Source organism: Sphingomonas faeni (assembly GCF_003053745.1).
GTDB classification, from domain to species: Bacteria; Pseudomonadota; Alphaproteobacteria; order Sphingomonadales; family Sphingomonadaceae; genus Sphingomonas; species Sphingomonas faeni.
The window spans coordinates 607,302-625,031 of record NZ_QAYE01000001.1 but is presented as its reverse complement, the minus strand read 5'-3'; the positions used below and the strand labels follow the sequence as shown (position 1 = coordinate 625,031).

16 protein-coding genes and 2 tRNA genes are annotated in these 17,730 nt (G+C 65.1%); 7 read left to right on the top strand and 11 right to left on the bottom strand.

The features are described 5' to 3' along the window. The first annotated feature begins 2 nt into the window (after positions 1 to 2). Positions 3 to 1,793: an IlvD/Edd family dehydratase gene (locus tag C8J25_RS02845; RefSeq protein WP_107952127.1), complete on the top strand. Its 1,791-nt coding sequence runs from the start codon at positions 3 to 5 to the stop codon at positions 1,791 to 1,793. Here C8J25_RS02845 and C8J25_RS02840 read toward each other — a convergent pair. From C8J25_RS02840 to C8J25_RS02820, 5 genes are all read right to left on the bottom strand, one after another. Further along, on the bottom strand, positions 1,787 to 2,248 hold the full coding sequence (locus tag C8J25_RS02840) for a MaoC family dehydratase (protein WP_107952126.1): 462 nt from the start codon (positions 2,246 to 2,248) through the stop codon (positions 1,787 to 1,789). The genes C8J25_RS02845 and C8J25_RS02840 overlap by 7 nt on opposite strands. Continuing rightward, complete coding sequence (locus tag C8J25_RS02835) at positions 2,248 to 4,167, bottom strand: acetyl/propionyl/methylcrotonyl-CoA carboxylase subunit alpha (protein ID WP_107952125.1); 1,920 nt, start codon at positions 4,165 to 4,167, stop codon at positions 2,248 to 2,250. The genes C8J25_RS02840 and C8J25_RS02835 overlap by 1 nt, the downstream gene beginning before the upstream one ends. A 159-nt stretch (positions 4,168 to 4,326) precedes the next feature. Then, positions 4,327 to 4,809, bottom strand: a complete 483-nt coding sequence (locus C8J25_RS02830; RefSeq protein ID WP_107952124.1) for a nuclear transport factor 2 family protein — start codon at positions 4,807 to 4,809, stop codon at positions 4,327 to 4,329. Between the two features lie 4 nt (positions 4,810 to 4,813). Continuing rightward, positions 4,814 to 6,415 (bottom strand): carboxyl transferase domain-containing protein, encoded by a 1,602-nt coding sequence (locus C8J25_RS02825; RefSeq protein ID WP_107952123.1) that lies wholly within the window; start codon positions 6,413 to 6,415, stop codon positions 4,814 to 4,816. A gap of 154 nt (positions 6,416 to 6,569) precedes the next feature. Continuing rightward, entirely contained in the window at positions 6,570 to 7,736 is a 1,167-nt protein-coding gene (locus C8J25_RS02820; RefSeq protein WP_107952122.1) for an isovaleryl-CoA dehydrogenase, read from the bottom strand. 108 nt (positions 7,737 to 7,844) lie between these two features. On the opposite strand from C8J25_RS02820, the gene C8J25_RS02815 reads away from it, so the two are divergent. Beyond that, positions 7,845 to 8,738 (top strand): LysR family transcriptional regulator, encoded by an 894-nt coding sequence (locus C8J25_RS02815; protein WP_107952121.1) that lies wholly within the window; start codon positions 7,845 to 7,847, stop codon positions 8,736 to 8,738. Between the two features lie 44 nt (positions 8,739 to 8,782). Here C8J25_RS02815 and C8J25_RS02810 read toward each other — a convergent pair. Next, a tRNA-Ala gene (locus tag C8J25_RS02810) sits at positions 8,783 to 8,858 on the bottom strand. Between the two features lie 83 nt (positions 8,859 to 8,941). Beyond that, entirely contained in the window at positions 8,942 to 9,268 is a 327-nt protein-coding gene (locus C8J25_RS02805) for a TIGR02300 family protein (protein WP_031395784.1), read from the bottom strand. 99 nt (positions 9,269 to 9,367) lie between these two features. On the opposite strand from C8J25_RS02805, the gene aroA reads away from it, so the two are divergent. Both aroA and cmk read left to right on the top strand, forming a co-directional pair. Continuing rightward, positions 9,368 to 10,702 (top strand): 3-phosphoshikimate 1-carboxyvinyltransferase, encoded by a 1,335-nt coding sequence (gene aroA / locus C8J25_RS02800; RefSeq protein ID WP_107952120.1) that lies wholly within the window; start codon positions 9,368 to 9,370, stop codon positions 10,700 to 10,702. A gap of 1 nt (position 10,703) precedes the next feature. Continuing rightward, the gene (cmk, locus tag C8J25_RS02795; protein WP_056486788.1) at positions 10,704 to 11,339 is read left to right on the top strand and encodes a (d)CMP kinase; all 636 of its coding nucleotides are present in this window, start codon (positions 10,704 to 10,706) and stop codon (positions 11,337 to 11,339) included. A 347-nt stretch (positions 11,340 to 11,686) separates the two neighbouring features. Here cmk and C8J25_RS02790 read toward each other — a convergent pair whose 3' ends face one another. Then, positions 11,687 to 11,851: a hypothetical protein gene (locus C8J25_RS02790; RefSeq protein ID WP_244186695.1), complete on the bottom strand. Its 165-nt coding sequence runs from the start codon at positions 11,849 to 11,851 to the stop codon at positions 11,687 to 11,689. Between the two features lie 277 nt (positions 11,852 to 12,128). On the opposite strand from C8J25_RS02790, the gene rpsA reads away from it, so the two are divergent. The 3 genes from rpsA (at position 12,129) to C8J25_RS02775 (ending at position 14,484) form a co-directional block, all read left to right on the top strand. Further along, complete coding sequence (rpsA, locus tag C8J25_RS02785; RefSeq protein ID WP_056060414.1) at positions 12,129 to 13,847, top strand: 30S ribosomal protein S1; 1,719 nt, start codon at positions 12,129 to 12,131, stop codon at positions 13,845 to 13,847. A 174-nt stretch (positions 13,848 to 14,021) separates the two neighbouring features. After that, positions 14,022 to 14,300: an integration host factor subunit beta gene (locus tag C8J25_RS02780; RefSeq protein WP_056060417.1), complete on the top strand. Its 279-nt coding sequence runs from the start codon at positions 14,022 to 14,024 to the stop codon at positions 14,298 to 14,300. Positions 14,301 to 14,400: 100 nt separating this feature from the next. Next, positions 14,401 to 14,484, top strand: a tRNA-Leu gene (locus C8J25_RS02775). A gap of 7 nt (positions 14,485 to 14,491) precedes the next feature. On the opposite strand, the gene C8J25_RS02770 is transcribed toward C8J25_RS02775, so the two are convergent. The 3 genes from C8J25_RS02770 to C8J25_RS02760 are packed head-to-tail and all read right to left on the bottom strand — an operon-like array spanning position 14,492 to position 17,249. Then, positions 14,492 to 15,568: a patatin-like phospholipase family protein gene (locus tag C8J25_RS02770; protein ID WP_107952119.1), complete on the bottom strand. Its 1,077-nt coding sequence runs from the start codon at positions 15,566 to 15,568 to the stop codon at positions 14,492 to 14,494. Beyond that, positions 15,565 to 16,578, bottom strand: a complete 1,014-nt coding sequence (locus C8J25_RS02765) for an SDR family oxidoreductase (RefSeq protein ID WP_208622492.1) — start codon at positions 16,576 to 16,578, stop codon at positions 15,565 to 15,567. The genes C8J25_RS02770 and C8J25_RS02765 overlap by 4 nt, the downstream gene beginning before the upstream one ends. A gap of 5 nt (positions 16,579 to 16,583) precedes the next feature. Then, positions 16,584 to 17,249, bottom strand: a complete 666-nt coding sequence (locus tag C8J25_RS02760; RefSeq protein WP_146173264.1) for an HAD family hydrolase — start codon at positions 17,247 to 17,249, stop codon at positions 16,584 to 16,586. Positions 17,250 to 17,730 lie beyond the last annotated feature (481 nt).

Below are 17,730 nucleotides of genomic sequence, written 5' to 3'. Positions count from 1 at the left end.
TTATGACCGACATGCCAAAACTGCGCTCGCGCGCGTGGTTCGACAACCCCGAGAACATCGACATGACCGCGCTCTATCTGGAGCGGTACCTGAACTTCGGGCTGAGCCTGGAGGAACTGCGCTCGGGCAAGCCGATCATCGGCATCGCACAGACCGGCAGCGACCTGAGCCCCTGCAACCGCCATCACCTCGTGCTCGCCGAACGGCTGCGCGAAGGCATCCGTGAAGCTGGCGGCATCGCGCTCGAATTCCCAGTCCACCCGATCCAGGAGACCGGCAAGCGCCCGACCGCCGGGCTCGATCGCAACCTCGCGTACCTCGCGCTGGTCGAGGTCTTGTACGGCTATCCGCTCGACGGCGTCGTGCTGACGATCGGCTGCGACAAGACCACGCCAGCGTGTTTGATGGCGGCGGCGACCGTGAACATCCCGGCGATCGCGCTATCCGTGGGCCCAATGCTCAACGGCTGGCACAAGGGCGAGCGGACCGGCTCGGGGACGATCGTGTGGAAGGCGCGCGAGCTGCTCGCGACCGGCGCGATCGACGACGAAGGCTTCATCAAGCTCGTCGCGTCGTCGGCGCCCTCGACCGGCTATTGCAACACGATGGGCACCGCGACGACGATGAACAGCCTTGCCGAAGCGCTCGGCATGCAGCTGCCCGGCTCGGCCGCGATCCCCGCGCCGTATCGTGACCGCCAGGAGGTCGCGTACAAGACCGGCAAGCGGATCGTCGACATGGTTTCGGAAGATCTGAAGCCGTCGGACATCCTCACCAAGGAGGCGTTCCACAACGCGATCGTCGTCAATTCGGCGATCGGCGGATCGACCAACGCACCGATCCATCTCGCCGCGATTGCGCGCCACATCGGCGTCGACCTGCCGATCGACGACTGGCAGACGCACGGCCACAAGGTGCCGCTGATGGTCAACCTTCAGCCAGCGGGCGAATATCTCGGCGAGGATTACTATCATGCCGGCGGCGTGCCCGCGGTGGTCGCCGAGCTGATGAAGCAGGGCCTGATCCACGAAGACGCGATGACCGCGAACGGCAAGTCGATCGGCGATAACTGCCGGACCGCGACGATCGAGGACGAGCGCGTCATCCGGCCGTTCGCGACGCCGTTGCTGGAGGATGCCGGCTTTATCGTGCTGCGCGGCAATCTGTTCGACTCGGCGATCATGAAGACCAGCGTGATCTCGCCGGAGTTCCGCGAGCGGTATTTGAGCAACCCGGACGATCTGGAGGCATTCGAGGGCCCCGCGGTCGTGTTCGATGGGCCGGAGGATTATCATCACCGGATTGACGACCCCTCGCTCGGGATCACCACCGACACGTTGCTGTTCATGCGTGGCGCGGGCCCAATCGGGTATCCGGGTGCGGCCGAGGTCGTCAACATGCGGCCGCCGGCGTATCTGATCCGTGAGGGCGTCCACGCCCTCCCCTGCATCGGTGACGGGCGCCAGTCGGGGACGTCGGGGTCGCCCTCGATCCTCAATGCCTCACCCGAAGCGGCGGCGATGGGTGGCCTCGCGTTGATTCGGACTGGTGACCGGGTTCGGATCGATCTCGCCAAGGGTTCGGCCAACGTGCTGATCTCCGACGAAGAACTCGCCGAGCGCCGCCGTGCGCTCACCGAGGCGGGTGGCTATGCCTATCCACGTTCGCAGACGCCTTGGCAGGAAATCCAGCGCGCCACCGTCGGCCAGATGGAAACCGGTGCGATCCTCGAAGGTGCTGAAAAATACCAGCGGATCGCGCAGACGATGGGGCTACCGCGCGACAATCACTGAGGAGGACTTGCGCGCCGCTCGATCAGGGCGGTGCGCAGGCATTGGCAGACGATCTCGTCGCGCTGGTTGATGAGGCGGTGCGTGAAGGTGACGATGCCTGCGTTCGGGCGCGACTTGCTGGGTTTCAGGTCGGTAACTTCGGTCTCGCAGCGCATCGTGTCGCCGATGAAGACCGGCTTCGGATTCACGAGCTTGTCGTAGCCGAGATTGGCGACGAGCGTCCCGAGCGTCGTCTCGCCGACCGACAGCCCGACCATCAGCGCGAACGTGAAGGTGCCGTTGACGAGGATCCGGCCGAACTCGCTCGCCTTCGCCGCCTCGATATCGAGATGCAGCGGCTGCGGGTTGTGCGTCATCGTCGAGAACAGGAGGTTGTCCGTCTCGGTCACCGTGCGGCGGATCTCGTGCTCGATCCGGTCGCCGATGCTCCAGTCGTCGAAATAGCGGCCTGCCATCAGGAATCCTTCTCGATGCGGACGAGCATGGTGCCTTCGGTCACCTGCTCGCCCTCGATTGCGTTGAGGTCCGCGACTATGCCGTCGAAGGGCGCGGTCAGGGAGTGTTCCATCTTCATCGCCTCGAGCGTGACCAGCTTCTGGCCCTTGGTGACGGTGTCGCCGGCCAAAACGTCGACCGCGATGATCCGGCCGGGCATCGGCGACAGGATTGCGCCGTCCGCTGCTCCGCCCGCTAGATTACCTCCGCTTCGTGCTGCGGAGAAGCGATGGGGCCACCCCTTTTCCACGATCAGTATCTCGTTACCGTTCGACCAGAGGAGTGAGCCGACGCCCAAGCGCGTCGATCCGATCCGAGAACTGCGTAGTTCGCCGTCCGCAAGCATCCAGATCAGGGGATTGGCGGGCGCATTCATTCGGAAACCGAGCATATCGGTCCAGACATCGTCCAGTTCGCCATCGTACTTGTGCGGCGCTATCGCGACGTCCGTTCCGCCTGCCTGTTTGAAAATGTTGATCGCACCCATCTCCAACAGCGGATCCGACATTTCGACACCGACAACCAATGACTCCAAGTTTTTCGCAATAAACCCGGTATCGATTGAAGCATCGAAAACCTCAGGTCGGCGCAGCAGCGCCGCAAGAAATCCTGCATTGTTCTTTACCGGCCAAGTCAGCACTGAGTCGCAGGTAAATGCCAAACGCTCCATCGCCTCCGCACGCGTCGTGCCTTTGGTGATCAGCTTTGCGATCATTGGATCGTAGAAGGGCGAAACGGTATCCCCTGCCCGAACACCAGTTTCGATCCGCGCGACCGTATCGTCGAGATGAAAGTTATCCAACGTCCCGGTGCTTGGTAGAAAACCGGTCACTGGATCCTCGGCATAGAGCCGCGCTTCCATCGCCCAGCCGTTGATGGCCAGTTCGTCCTGACGCTTCGGCAAAGGCTCGCCGGACGCGACGCGGAGTTGCCATTCGACGAGGTCCTGGCCGGTGATCTCTTCGGTAACCGGATGCTCGACCTGCAACCGCGTGTTCATTTCCATGAACCAGATGCGGTCGGCGCGCAGGCCTTCGCTGGCGTCGGCGATGAATTCGATCGTGCCGGCGCCGACGTAATCGACCGCCTTGGCGGCCTTGACCGCGGCGGCGCAGATGGCGTCGCGGGTGGCGGCGTCCATGCCGGGTGCGGGGGCTTCCTCGATCACCTTCTGGTGGCGGCGTTGGAGCGAGCAGTCGCGTTCGAACAGATGGACGACGTTGCCGTGGCGGTCGCCGAAGACCTGCACCTCGATATGGCGCGGCGAGAGGATGTATTTCTCGATCAGCACGTCGGTGTTGCCGAACGACGAGGCCGCCTCGCGCTGGCACGAGACGAGCGAGTCGGCGAACTCGGCGGCCGTATCGACGCGGCGCATGCCCTTGCCGCCGCCGCCGGCAACCGCCTTGATGAGGACGGGGTAGCCGATCGAGTCGGCCTCCGCCTTCAGACGTTCGGGGGACTGGTCCTCACCGAGATAGCCGGGCGTGACGGGTACGCCGGCAGCGATCATGCGCTGTTTCGCGGCGTCTTTGAGGCCCATCGCGCGGATGCTGTCGGGGTTCGGACCGACCCAGATGAGCCCGGCGTCGAGCACGGCCTGGGCGAAATCAGCGTTCTCCGACAGGAAGCCGTAGCCGGGGTGGATCGCCTGGGCGCCGGTCGCCTTCGCGGCGGCGACGATGCGGTCGCCGACGAGGTAGCTTTCGCGCGCGGGGGACGCACCGATGTGGACGGCTTCGTCGGCCTGGCGGACGTGGAGCGCGTTCGCGTCGGCGTCGGAATAGACGGCCACGGTGCGGATGCCGAGCGCCCTTGCGGTGCGGATGATGCGGCAGGCGATCTCGCCGCGATTGGCGATCAGAAGGGACTCGATCATCGATTCGCTCCGCGGAAGTGCACAAAGTGCAGACGCTCCAGCGATGTGCACATCGGGCTCGAAAGCCCCTCGACGGCAGCAAGATCGGCGGAAAGGATCGACTGTTTCGTCATGGTGATCCCGGCATAAGCCGATGCGGGCAGTGTAGGACAGGCCATGTCAGTTCGCGCAACCGGTGGTGCGCTTCGACCAGGTGAGGTTGGCGATCTTCCAGCGCCCGGCTTCGCGGACCATGTCGAAATGGTCGGTGCCGCAATGCGCGACCTTGTCGTCGATCGTGAAGACGTAGGGCGACCAGACCATCGCGATGTCGCCGTCGATGTCGACCGCGGGATCGGTCAGGCGCTCGGCGTAGCGCTCGGGGCCGGGCTTGATCGATGCGGCGAACTCGGGCCAGCCCATGCGGCGGACCGAGCGTGTGCCGTCGGCCTTTTCCTCGGCGACGGTGGCGCCGCCATCGGCGCGGACCTGGGCGAGAATAGCCTGCCCGTCGCGCGCGGCGAGCGCGGCGAAGAGCGCGTCGATCGGGACCATGACGCCGGCCTCTTCGGTCATTGCCGCGGGCGGCAGGCCGGTGCCCTTGACGATCGGCTGGACCGGGGTGACCTGACCGGCGGCGAGCAGAAGTGACAGCAGGATCATCGGGTTACATCCTGAACACGCCGAACGCGGGGCGTTCGGGGATGGGAGCATTGAGCGTCGCGGCAAAGGCCAAGCCAAGCACGTCTCGCGTTTGGGCGGGATCGATGATGCCGTCGTCCCAGAGGCGCGCGGTGGCGTACCAAGGGTTGCCCTCGTCCTCGTATTTCTGGCGGACGGGCGCCTTGAAGGCTTCAGCCTGTTCGGGAGTCCAGCTTTCCGCGTCGCGGTGGACGGTGGCGAGGACGGAGGCCGCTTGCTCGCCGCCCATCACGCTGATTCGGCTGTTGGGCCAGGTAAACAGGAAGCGTGGCGAATAGGCGCGGCCGCACATGCCGTAATTGCCCGCGCCGAAGCTGCCGCCGATCAATACCGTGATCTTCGGGACGGTCGCGGTGGCAACGGCGGTGACGAGCTTTGCGCCGTGCTTGGCGATGCCCTCCGCCTCGTACTTGCCGCCGACCATGAAGCCGGAGATGTTCTGGAGGAACAGCAGCGGGATGCGGCGCTGGCAGGCGAGTTCGATGAAATGCGCCCCCTTTTGCGCGCTCTCGCTGAACAGCACGCCGTTGTTGGCGAGGATCGCGACCGGGATGCCCCAGATATGCGCGAACCCGCAGACGAGCGAGGTGCCGTAGAGCGCCTTGAACTCGTGGAACTCGCTGCCGTCAACGAGGCGCGCGATGACCTCGTGGACGTCGTAGGGCGCGCGGACGTCGCTCGGGACGATTCCGTACAGTTCTTCGGGCGCGAACTTCGGCGGCTTGGGCTGCTGGAGGTTCACCGCGGTCTGCGCCTGCGGTTGCAGCGTCGAGACGATGTCGCGGACGATCGTCAGCGCGTGCTCGTCGTTCTCGGCGACGTGATCGACTACGCCCGAGCGGCGGCCGTGCGTGTCGGCACCGCCCAGTTCCTCGGCCGAGATCACTTCGCCGGTCGCGGCCTTCACCAGCGGCGGGCCGGCAAGGAAGATCGTCCCCTGCCCGCGGACGATGATCGTCTCGTCGGACATCGCGGGAACGTACGCGCCACCCGCGGTGCAGCTGCCCATGACGCAGGCGATCTGCGGGATGCCGAGCGCGGACATGTTGGCCTGGTTGAAGAAGATGCGGCCGAAATGATCGCGGTCAGGGAAAACCTCGGCCTGGTGCGGCAGGTTCGCGCCGCCGCTGTCGACGAGGTAGATGCAGGGGAGCCGGTTCTCCTGTGCGATTTCCTGCGCTCGCAGGTGTTTCTTGACGGTGAGCGGGTAGTAGGTGCCGCCCTTCACGGTCGCGTCGTTGCAGACGATCATGCACTGGCGGCCGGCGACGCGGCCGATGCCGATGATCAGGCCGGCGCCGGGGACTTCGTCGTCGTAGAGGCCGTTGGCGACGAGCTGGCCGATTTCGAGGAAGGGCGAGCCGGGGTCGAGCAGGCGTTCGACGCGGTCGCGCGGGAGGAGCTTGCCGCGGGCGGTGTGGCGCTCGCGGGACTTGGCGTTGCCGCCTAGCCCGGTGCGGGCGACGTCCTCGCGGAGGGTTTCGGCGAGGGCGCGGTTGTGGGTCGCGTTCGCGCGGAAGGTTTCGCTGTCGGGGGACAACGCGGAGGTGAGGACGGGGGCGCTCACTTGCCCCTCTCCCCTTGGGGGAGAGGGAAGGAGGAGCGCAGCGACGGGAGGGTGAGGGCACGTTCGAGGTGCGCGCGTGCCCTCACCCTCCCACCCGGCTGCGCCGTGCGGGCCCCTCCCTCTCCCCTGCAGGGAGAGGGGTTCAGTGCAGCAGTCACTGCGCCACCTTGGGAGCAGCACCTATCAATTCACGACCGATCAGCATGCGGCGAATCTCGTTCGTCCCAGCGCCGATGTCGAGCAACTTCGCGTCGCGCATGAACCGCTCTACCGGCCAGTCCTTGGTATACCCTGCCCCGCCGAGCGCCTGGATCGACTCGAGCGAGACCTTCACCGCGCTCTCGCTCGCGAGCAGGATCGCGCCCGCCGCGTCGAACCGCGTCGTCTTGCCCGCATCGCACGACTTCGCCACCGCATAGACGTACGCGCGCGCCGAACTCAGCGCGACGTACATGTCGGCGACCTTCGCCTGGATCAGCTGGAACTGGCCGATCGCCGTGCCAAACTGCTTCCGCTCGCGCACATACGGGATCACGACGTCGAGGCAGGCCTGCATGATGCCGAGCTGGATCCCGGCCAGCACCGCGCGCTCATAGTCGAGGCCCGACATCAGCACGCCGACGCCGCCATTCTCGGGACCCATGACGTTCTCGAACGGGACTTCGCAATCGGTGAAGACGAGCTCCGCCGTGGGAGACCCACGCATACCCATCTTGTCGATCTTCTGGCCGATCGCGAAGCCCGGCATGTCCTTCTCGATCAGGAACGCGGTGATCCCGCGCGAGCCTTCGCCGGTCTTCGCATAGACGACCAGCGTGTCAGCATAGGCCGCGTTGGTGATCCAGAACTTCGTGCCGTTGAGGACGTAGCCGGTGTCGGTCTTCACCGCCTTGAGCTTCATCGAGACGACGTCGGAGCCAGCGCCGGCCTCGGACATGGCGAGGCTGCCGACATGCTCGCCCGACACAAGCTTGGGGAGATACTTCGCCTTCTGCTCGGGATTGCCCCAGCGGCGGATCTGGTTGACGCACAGGTTCGAATGCGCGCCGTAGCTGAGCCCGATCGACGCGGACGCGCGCGAGACTTCCTCGACCGCGACGACGTGTTCGAGATAGCCGAGGCCGAGGCCGCCAAACTCTTCCTCGACGGTGATGCCGTGGAGGCCGAGTTCGCCCATCGCCGGCCACAGCTCGCGCGGGAACCAGTCGTCGGCGTCGATCTTCGCGGCCAGCGGCGCGATCTTGTCGGTGGCGAAGCGGTGCGTGCTCTTGCGGATCATGTCCGCGGATTCGCCGAGCGCGAAATCAAAATCGGGTATCATGCAGCCTCTCCAGACCTTGTGTTGCCGGCATGATACTCGGTCGCGGCCCTCTAGAGAAATTGATACGACCGAACACATGCGATAGATCGTGTCTATGGTCGTACCGCGATGATCGAACGCTATGTGTTGCGCTATTTCCTGGCGGTTGTGGACCAGGGCAATTTCACGCGTGCCGCCACGCAGTGCCGAATCTCGCAGCCGACGCTGTCGGTCGGGATCGCCAAGCTGGAGGCGTCGCTCGGGCAGACGCTGTTCCTGCGGACCAATCGGCGGATCGAACTCACGCCCTCGGGCACGCGGTTCGCGGTGCATGCGCGCCGGATCGAAGCCGAGTTCGCTGCCGCCGAGCGGGATCTGCAGGACACGGCTCCGACCAAGCTCGTCCGTCTAGGGATCGCGACGACGCTGCCGCCGTCCTGGATCGCGGCCGCGCTGGGCCGGGCGCGCCGCGCCTCCACCACCGAACGCCTCGAAGTCGTCGAGGGACGGAGCAGCGAACTCGTCGCGCTGCTCGATCGCGGGCGGATCGACGTGATGCTCGGCGCGATCGGCGACGATGCGCGCGGTCGCGTGCTGTTCGAGGAAGGATTCGCGGTCGCGGTGGCGAACGACCACCGACTGGCCGGACGCGCCACGCTCGCGGTCGCCGACGTCGCGGAGGAAACGATGATCGTCCGCCGCCACTGCGAAGCGCTGGCCGAGACGAGCCGCTTCTTCACCGCCCGCGGCGTCCGCCCGTTCATGGCCGCGCGTACCGTCAGCGACGACCGCGCGCTGACCTATGTCCGCGCAGGGCTAGGAATGACGGTCATGCCGTTGAGTTTTGCGAGCGAAGGCATCGCGATGATTCGGTTGACGGGCTTCGACCCGACGCGCCGCATAGGCGTGCTGGTCGCGAACGATTCCGCCTCGCGGATCGAGGGAAGCGTCATGGTCGCGGCGATCGAGGAGGCGTTCAGGGACCTGCACGCGGCGGGAGCCGGTGCCGACGATCTCGACTGACGCTGTATAAGAAGTAGTCCCGGCGGACCGGTCATCAACGGAAATGGTGGAGCCGAGGGGGATCGAACCCCTGACCTTTCGCATGCCATGCGAACGCTCTCCCAGCTGAGCTACGGCCCCATTCCCGTTGGGAGGCGGGTCACTAACCGGACCCGCCCGGGTTGGCAAGCGGCGTAAATGCCGCCTGCCAAAAATATTTAAACTTAACGCTCGTGCTCGTCCTGCGGCGTCTCGACGCCGAGGTCGTCGTCGCCGCCCAGATCGACTTCGTCGTCCGCCGACGGCTCTTCGTCCTCGCCGGTGATCGAGGCGATGTCCTCTTCCTCGTCACCCTCGAGATCCGCGTCGGGCTTCTTGGTGTCGGGCTTGGCGACCTCGAACGGCAGCGGCTGCTTCGACTTCAGGATGGGCTCGGGCTCCCACGCATACCCGCATTCGATGCAGGTCACGGGGTCGGCTTTTTCGAGGTCGTAGAAACGCGTCGCGCATTTCGGGCACGAACGCTTCGTGCCCCATTCCGGCTTGATCATGCCGATAGAACCTTTCGGATGAATGGATTGCGGGGGGATACCCTCGCAAAGTGGGCGCGCCTTGCCATAGCGCAAGGCCACTGTCAAAAGCCCGGCCCCATGGCACACCCCCTCCCCCAGCCGCTCGACGTCGTCGCGCGCGGTCCTTTGACCGGTTCGATCGCGGTTCCCGGCGACAAGTCGATCAGCCACCGCGCGCTGATGTTCGCGAGCTTAGCTGTCGGCACCAGCCGGATCGAAGGGCTGCTGGAGGGCGAGGACGTGCTCGCCACCGCGGCGGCGATGCGCGCGATGGGCGCGACGATCGAGCGTGGCGAGGACGGCATCTGGACCGTAGACGGCGTCGGCGTGGGCGGCTTGCTCCAGCCCGAGACCGCGCTGGAGATGGGCAATTCGGGGACGTCGACGCGGTTGCTGATGGGCCTCGTGTCGAGCCATCCGATCACCTGCACTTTCACCGGCGACGCTTCGCTGTCGGGTAGGCCGATGGGGCGCGTGACCGAGCCGCTGTCGCAGATGGGGGCGGACATCACGTCTTCGCCCGGTGGCCGCTTGCCGCTGATGGTGCGCGGGATGTGCCCGGCGGTGCCGATCGAATATACGCTGCCGGTCGCGTCGGCGCAGGTCAAGTCGGCGATTTTGCTGGCGGGGCTCAACACGCCGGGGATCACGCGGGTCATCGAGCCGGTCGCGACGCGCGATCATAGCGAGCGGATGCTGACGGGGTTCGGCGCGAAGCTGACCGTCGAGGAGACGAACCAGGGCCGCATCATTTCGATCACCGGCGAAGCGGAGCTGAAGCCGCAGGATATCGTCGTGCCGGGCGATCCGTCTTCGTCGGCGTTCTGGCTGGTGGCGGCGTCGATCGTGCCGGGGTCGGATATCGTCGTGCGCAATGTCGGGCTGAACCCGACGCGGATCGGGATCGTCACGGCTCTGCGGATGATGGGCGCGGATATTACCGAGCTCGACCCGCGCATCGTCGGTGGCGAGCCGGTCGCGGATCTGCGCGTGCGACATGCCCCGCTGACTGCGATCGGAGTGCCGGTCGATCTCGCGCCGAGCATGATCGACGAATATCCGGTGCTGTTCGTCGCCGCAGCCTTCGCGACCGGCACGACCGTGGCGCGCGGCGCGCATGAGTTGCGGGTGAAGGAATCGGACCGGATCACGACGATGCGGATAGCGCTCGAAGCGTGCGGGGTTCCTTGCGAGGAGTTCGAAGACGGCATGGCAATCACTGGGTCGGGCGGCGCGGCGATTCGCGGTGGCGCTCGGATCGCCTCGAAACTCGACCACCGCATCGCAATGAGCATGGTGGTGGCTGGACTTGGGAGCCGCGAGCCCGTCACGATTGACGATGTATCGCCGGTGGCGACGAGCTATCCCGTGTTCTTCCGGTCGCTCGATGCGCTGACCGGCCGGGGGAATTGAGATGATCATCGCAGTCGACGGTCCGGCAGCATCGGGCAAGGGCACGATCGCGCGCGCCTTGGCCAAGCACTACAAGCTGCCATATCTCGATACCGGGCTGCTCTACCGCGCGGTTGCGTTGAGCGTGGCGCGGATGGGGCTCGATCCGGAGACGGAAGCCGATGCGGTCGCGGCGTGCGATTTCAGCGATGCGCTGTTGAGCGATCCGGCGTTGCGTGATGACGATATCGGCGCGCTGGCGTCGGTTGTGTCGGCGCATCCGCTGGTGCGGGCGGCGTTGCTGCACCGGCAGAAGCGGTTTGCGGCGCAGGAGGGTGGCGCGATTTTGGACGGGCGCGATATCGGCACGGTGATCGCGCCGGATGCGGATGCTAAGCTGTTCGTGAAGGCTACGCCGAATATTCGGGCTCAGCGGCGGCATGCGGAGTTGCAGGCTCGGGGTGGAACGGCGAGCAAGGATCGTGTGCTGGCCGATATTCGGGCTCGGGATGCTCGGGATAGTGGCCGGTCTACCGCGCCGCTGGTGATGGCGGCGGATGCTGCGTTGCTGGATACGAGCTTTTTGTCGATCGAGGCTTCGGTGCAGCGGGCGGTTGCGTTGGTGGAGGCGCAGCGGGCGAAGAAGGTTTCGGTTTAGGCCACACCTACCCCCCCGGCGAAGGCCGGGGCCCAATTGGAACGTCAGCAGTAACGAAGCGCAGTCCTTAGTTAGCATCGTCCCCCAATTGGGCCCCGGCCTTCGCCGGGGTGGTTGCTCTGTTGGGGCAAGCTAACGCATCCCAACATTGTTTCCCCGCGAAGGCGGGGACCCAGACTGGGCTCCCGCCGTCGCGGGAGAACAAGGGAGCAGGCGCTATCACCAGTTGTGACCCCCGCCGCGCACAGCGCTGTTACCCCTCCCCTAAAGCGCAGTAACCAGCGCCACCGCCCCGAACACCACCCCCGGGAAATTCGCCACGACGATCGGCCAGTCCCGCTTGTCCTTCAGAAACCCGTACACGCGCAGTTCACCATCGTCGCGAACGGCTGGACCACCGATCCCTTCTGACCGGCAAGGTTCAGCATGATCTGGTCGATGTACGACAGGTACATCACGATCGCCGTCACCGTGGCGACCCAGCCCAGCACGAGAATGCCGCGTTCGTTCAAATCTTCGCTCCTGTTGTGAGCGCCCCCTAACGAACCGCCGGCGAACTTGCTCCGAGACGGGGTTTCGGCTATACGGAACCGTCCGGCGAGCGATGCTCGTGGAGGAAGGCGCGGAGACCCTCGAGTCTCACGCGCCGTTTTCGCATTCAGCGTCTACGTCCTCCGCAGCCTCGTGCCGTCCGGATGCTGCGTTCGACGTTCGGTCGTCGCGGCAACGAAGGCCAAGACCAGCGGACCCAACCGCTTGGCCGGAAACAGACTAGGATTACTGAATTCTATGGCAACCCAGGTAATGCCGACCCGCGACGATTTCGCGGCGATGCTGAACGAAACGCTCGGCGACGCCGACAGCTTCGAGGGCCGCGTGGTGCATGGCACCGTGACCGGCATAGAGAACGACATGGCCGTCATCGACGTCGGTCTGAAGTCGGAAGGCCGCGTGCCGCTTCGCGAATTCGCAGCGCCGGGCCAGAAGGCTGACCTCAAGGTCGGCGACGAAGTCGAAGTCTATGTCGACCGCGTCGAGAACGTCCACGGCGAAGCGATGCTCAGCCGCGATCGCGCCCGTCGCGAAGCCGCATGGGACAAGCTGGAAACCGAATTCTCCAAGACGACCCGCGTCGAAGGCGTGATCTTCGGTCGCGTGAAGGGTGGCTTCACCGTCGACCTGAACGGCGCCGTTGCCTTCCTGCCCGGTTCGCAGGTCGATATCCGCCCCGTGCGCGATGTCACCCCGCTGATGGATATCCCCCAGCCGTTCCAGATCCTGAAGATGGACCGCAAGCGCGGCAACATCGTCGTGTCGCGTCGTGCCGTTCTCGAAGAGACGCGCGCAGAGCAGCGTTCGGGCCTGATCCTCAGCCTGGCCGAGGGCCAGATCATCGACGGCGTCGTCAAGAACATCACCGATTACGGTGCGTTCGTTGATCTCGGCGGCATCGATGGCCTGCTGCACGTCACCGATCTCAGCTACAAGCGCGTCGGTCACCCGAGCGAAGTCCTGAACATCGGCGACACCGTCAAGGTGCAGATCATCCGCATCAACAAGGACACCCAGCGCATCAGCCTCGGCATGAAGCAGCTGGAGAGCGATCCCTGGGATGGCGCGATGGTCAAGTACCCGGTCGGCGCGAAGCTCACCGGCCGCGTCACGAACATCACCGAATATGGTGCGTTCGTCGAGCTGGAAGCGGGCATCGAAGGCCTCGTCCACGTGTCGGAAATGTCCTGGACCAAGAAGAACGTCCATCCGGGCAAGATCGTGTCGACCTCGCAGGAAGTCGACGTCATGGTCCTCGAAGTCGATTCCGAGAAGCGTCGCATCTCGCTCGGCCTCAAGCAGGCTCAGGCCAATCCTTGGGAGGCATTCGCTGCCGCTCATCCGATCGGTTCGACCGTCGAAGGCGAAGTCAAGAACGCGACCGAGTTCGGTCTGTTCATCGGCCTCGACAACGACGTCGACGGCATGGTCCACATGTCCGACATCGCATGGGGTGTCTCGGGCGAGGACGCGCTCAACCTGCATCGCAAGGGTGAGACCGTCGAGGCCGTCGTGCTCGACATCGACGCCGAGAAGGAGCGTATCTCGCTCGGCATGAAGCAGCTCGAGCGCGGCGGGCCATCGGCCGGCGGCATCGCAGCAGCAGGCGACAAGCTGAACAAGAACGCGATCGTTACCGTGACCGTTCTCGAAGTCCGCGACGCGGGTCTCGAAGTGCAGCAGGGCGACGATGGCGCGACCGGCTTCATCAAGCGCACGGATCTGGGTCGCGATCGCGACGAGCAGCGTCCGGAGCGTTTCCAGGTCGGCCAGAAGTTCGACGCGATGGTCACCGGCTTCGATCGTTCGAAGAAGCCGACCTTCTCGATCAAGGCCATGCAGATCTCGGAAGAGAAGCAGGCTGTCGCTCAGTACGGTTCGTCGGACTCCGGCGCGACGCTCGGCAACATCCTGGGCGAGGCTCTCAAGGCTCGTACGGACGCCGAGAAGAAGTAAGTGTTAAGAAAAGCCTAACGGCATATCGATGAAAACGCCCGGCATGTCTCGAACATGCCGGGCTTTTTGTTGTCATATCCACTTTGGTTTTTGACTGTTCGGTAATAAGTGCTAATGCCTCGCAGGTTGACCTGTATCAATCTGCAAGTGTTTTTTAGATGGGCGGGGGCTCGAATGATCCGATCTGAACTAGTCCTTAAGATCGCCGAGGCGCATCCGGACCTACAACCTAACGAAGTGGAGCTGATCGTCAGCACCTTCTTCGATGAGATATCCAAGCGACTGGCCGCCGACGGTCGAGTCGAACTGCGCGGTTTCGGTGCATTCTCCACGCGTGCGCGCGATGCACGGACCGGCCGCAACCCGCGTACCGGCGAAGTCGTCGAGGTTGAGGCCAAGCGCGTGCCCTATTTCAAGCCGGGCAAGGAAATGCGCTCACGTCTGAACGTGTGAGCGGTACCATTGCGCGGGGCCGTAGACAGTCGAAGAATATGCTGCCGGCCTGGCAAGATGGGTTGACGCTGCGCGCGACCTCGTCTTGTTGGGCGCGTGTGCGGACGTGGCGAAACCGGTAGACGCAGGAGACTTAAAATCTCCCTCCCTAGGAGTGCGGGTTCGAGTCCCGCCGTCCGCACCAATCCTGTCTACCTCACCGGACCTGCCTGACCGCTCATCGGTTGGCGCTGGGTTGCTGGTAATCCGATATTGGCGATGTTGAAGCCGGGAACGCCGATCGACAGCGTTCCGGCCTTTACCCCCTCGACGGCCAGCATCGCGGCGCGACGGCCGGCCGACCAGCGCTGTTCGATCGTGGGGCCTGAGAAATCCAGCGCCTTGCCGGCGACTTCATCGGCCTGCTCGGTATAGGCGAGTCGGACCAGCGACAGCGCAAAGTCCTGGCGGCCGGCATGCGCCGCCTGCCATCGTTCGATCGTGCGGCGGGATTGTGCGGCGAAGATCAGGTCCTGCATGCGGCTCGTCGCCTCGCCCAACGTCGTCGGGCGCGGACCGTTGAGCGGCAACAGGTCGACCGCGATGCAGAGTGTTGGTCGCGGTAGCGGTTCGCTGAGGACCGGGTCGAGCGGCAGGTTCGCGGACAGGCCGCCGTCGACCAGCCAGCGGCCATCGATCTCGACCGGCGGGAAGGCAACCGGCAGCGCGGCGCTGGCACGGATATGATCGGGTCCGATCTGCATCGCGGCGCTGTCGAATACGACATCGTTGCCGGTTTCGAGATCGACCGCAGTCGCGGTGTAGCGGCACGGGCCGGCATTGAGGCGCTCGAAGTCGACCAGCTTTTCCAGTGTCGTGCCAAGCTGGTCGGTTTCGAAGATCGACGACTGACTGTCGCTCCAGGGCGTGAAGGCGGAGAGCATGGGGCCGAAGATGCCGGGGCGACCGAGCGTTGCGGACCAACCGACCGCGTTCGTCCGGCGGCTGGTTTCGAGGGCACTCAACCAAGGGAGCGCCGCGGCGCCAGACGATGCGGGTCGCCAGAACGTTCGCAACGTCTCGATGCGGCGGTCGGGCGCGGAACCGGCGATGAGGGCCCCGTTGATCGCGCCGATCGAGGCGCCGATGATCCAGTCCGGTTGGAGATCATGCTCATGCAGTGCTTCGTAGACACCCGCTTCGAATGCGCCGAGCGCGTTGCCGCCGCTGAGGACGAGCACGACGTCGAAGTCGCGCAAGGCCCCTGCCCGTTCGGCGTCGGGTGTCACCGGCTGGTATCCTTCGGCCGGCTGAGGGCAACCGCGATCCCGGCTCCGACGACACCGAGCACCAAGATGGCGGGATGGAGTTTCTGCGCCTGCAACACGGTGCTCGATTTCCGCGCGTGGACGTCCTGGCTGCCGCGCAGCGCATCGACGCGCGGCTCATAAAGGTTGTCGCGGCGCGCCGGGTCGCCGGGATCTTCCGGCTTCTGCTGCGCGACGGTGCCGACCAGTTCCATGATCTTGTCGCTCAACCGCGGCGCGGCGCGCGAAAGGAGCGAGGACAGCAGCCCCCCGCCCCCGGCATACAGCGTGCGCCGCGGTGTTCCGCAGGCGAACAGCACCGCGTCGGCGACGACCGACGGTGCGTAGAGCGGCGGCGGCAGGCGGGGCGGCTGGTCCATGAAGTTGCGCGCATGCTCGGGAAACGGCGTGTCGATCGCGCCCGGCTTGATGAGGGTGACGGAAATGTTGGCCCCCTCCTGCTCCAGTTCCATCCACAGCGTGTCGGTCAGCGCCTGCACAGCATGCTTGGTCGCGCAATACGGCCCCTGCTCGACGATCGCACGGTCGCTGAGGATCGAGCCGACGTTGATGATGGCTCCGCCACGCGCGCGCAGATGTCGCGCGGCCACCAGCGATCCGTGCAGCACCCCGAAATAATTGACGTCGAATACCCGGCGGTGATCGGCGACCGGAACTTGCTCGAGCGTGCCGTAGGTGCCGGTGCCGGCGTTGTTTACCCAGCTGTCGAACCCGCCGAACGCTTCGATCGCGACGGCGGCGACACGCTCGACGGCGGCCATGTCGCTGACGTCGGCGACGCAGATCGCTATGCGTCCGCCATCGGCCGACAGGCGATCGCGCAGGGCCTGCAGTGCTGCTTCGTTCCGCGCCGTCGCGACGACGGCGGCCCCGCGGCGCACGGCCTCTTCGACGATCGCGAGACCGTTGCCGCTGGTTGCGCCAGTGACGACGATGATCTGATCGCGAAGGGGTTTCAGGGTGATGGCCATGTCGATCAGCGTCCCAGCGGCGAGGTTGCGTAGCCGGCGAGCAGGGCCGCCACGTCGTCGTAGATCGCGATCGCGCCTGCCGCGTGCAGTTGCTCGTCGTTGAACTTGCCTGACCGGACCGCGACCGCAGCGATCCCGCACTTGGCCGCCGCCTCGATGTCGTAGGGCGTGTCGCCGACGACGATCACCTCGGCGGGGTCGATCCCCGGCAGCTTCTTGAGCGCGGTTGCGAAGATGTCGGGCGCGGGCTTGGTTTTCTCGACGTCGTCGCTGCTCGTCGTCGCGGCGATCAGGTCGCGTGCGTCGAGCAGGTCTATGTAATGGTCGAGTTCTGCCTCGGAGGCGGAGGATGCCAATACGACGTGCTGCCCCAGGCCATGCGCGTGGGCCAGCAGGTCGTGCGCCTGCGCGAACGGCTTGGCGGTCTCCAGGTATTTCGCCTTGAAGATCGCGCCGTGCGTGTCGCCGAGCTTTTCCTGCTGCGCCTCGTCCGCGTCGGGCAGCAGCGTCGGCACGAGCATGTCGGTCCCCTTGCCGATCTGGTCGTGGATCGCCTGGCGGTCGAACGACGCGCCGACGGTCGCGAACGCCTCCTCCCAAGCGAGGACGTGCATGTCGTTGGTGTCGACCAGCGTACCGTCGATATCGAAGAGAATGGCTTTGATCTGCATGAGGTTATCCCGGATCTGAAATCGTGCACCCGCCCGTTGGAACGCCGCGGCGCCGGGCAAGGCGTGGCGGGCGAACGGCGTCGGCAGACTGCGATAGCGTTCTAACGGTCCACACTCCGAATTGGCCCCGACGTCCGCAAACTTGGCAGGCAATCGCCGTTGCGCAGAGGAAGCCGCAGCATCAATGTCGCAACCGCAACGATGTCGCTGAGCGATCGAGCTCGACAAGTCCTTACGATCTATGGACTTTCATTGAGGTATCTCGATTTAGTTTAAGTTCATCGATATTGATCATAATCAGCACAAAATTTTAACTGCGGATATTGGCGTGACGCAGGAACGATGACGCCACTTTGATCGCTATACTCCCCAGGATATGTTCACGCTGACGGCGGCGACGCGGAAACGTCGCGGCCGAGACTTCGTGGCGACAGTGCATAGTGTTGATGATGATCAGGTGGCGTTTGCGCCATTGCCGAGT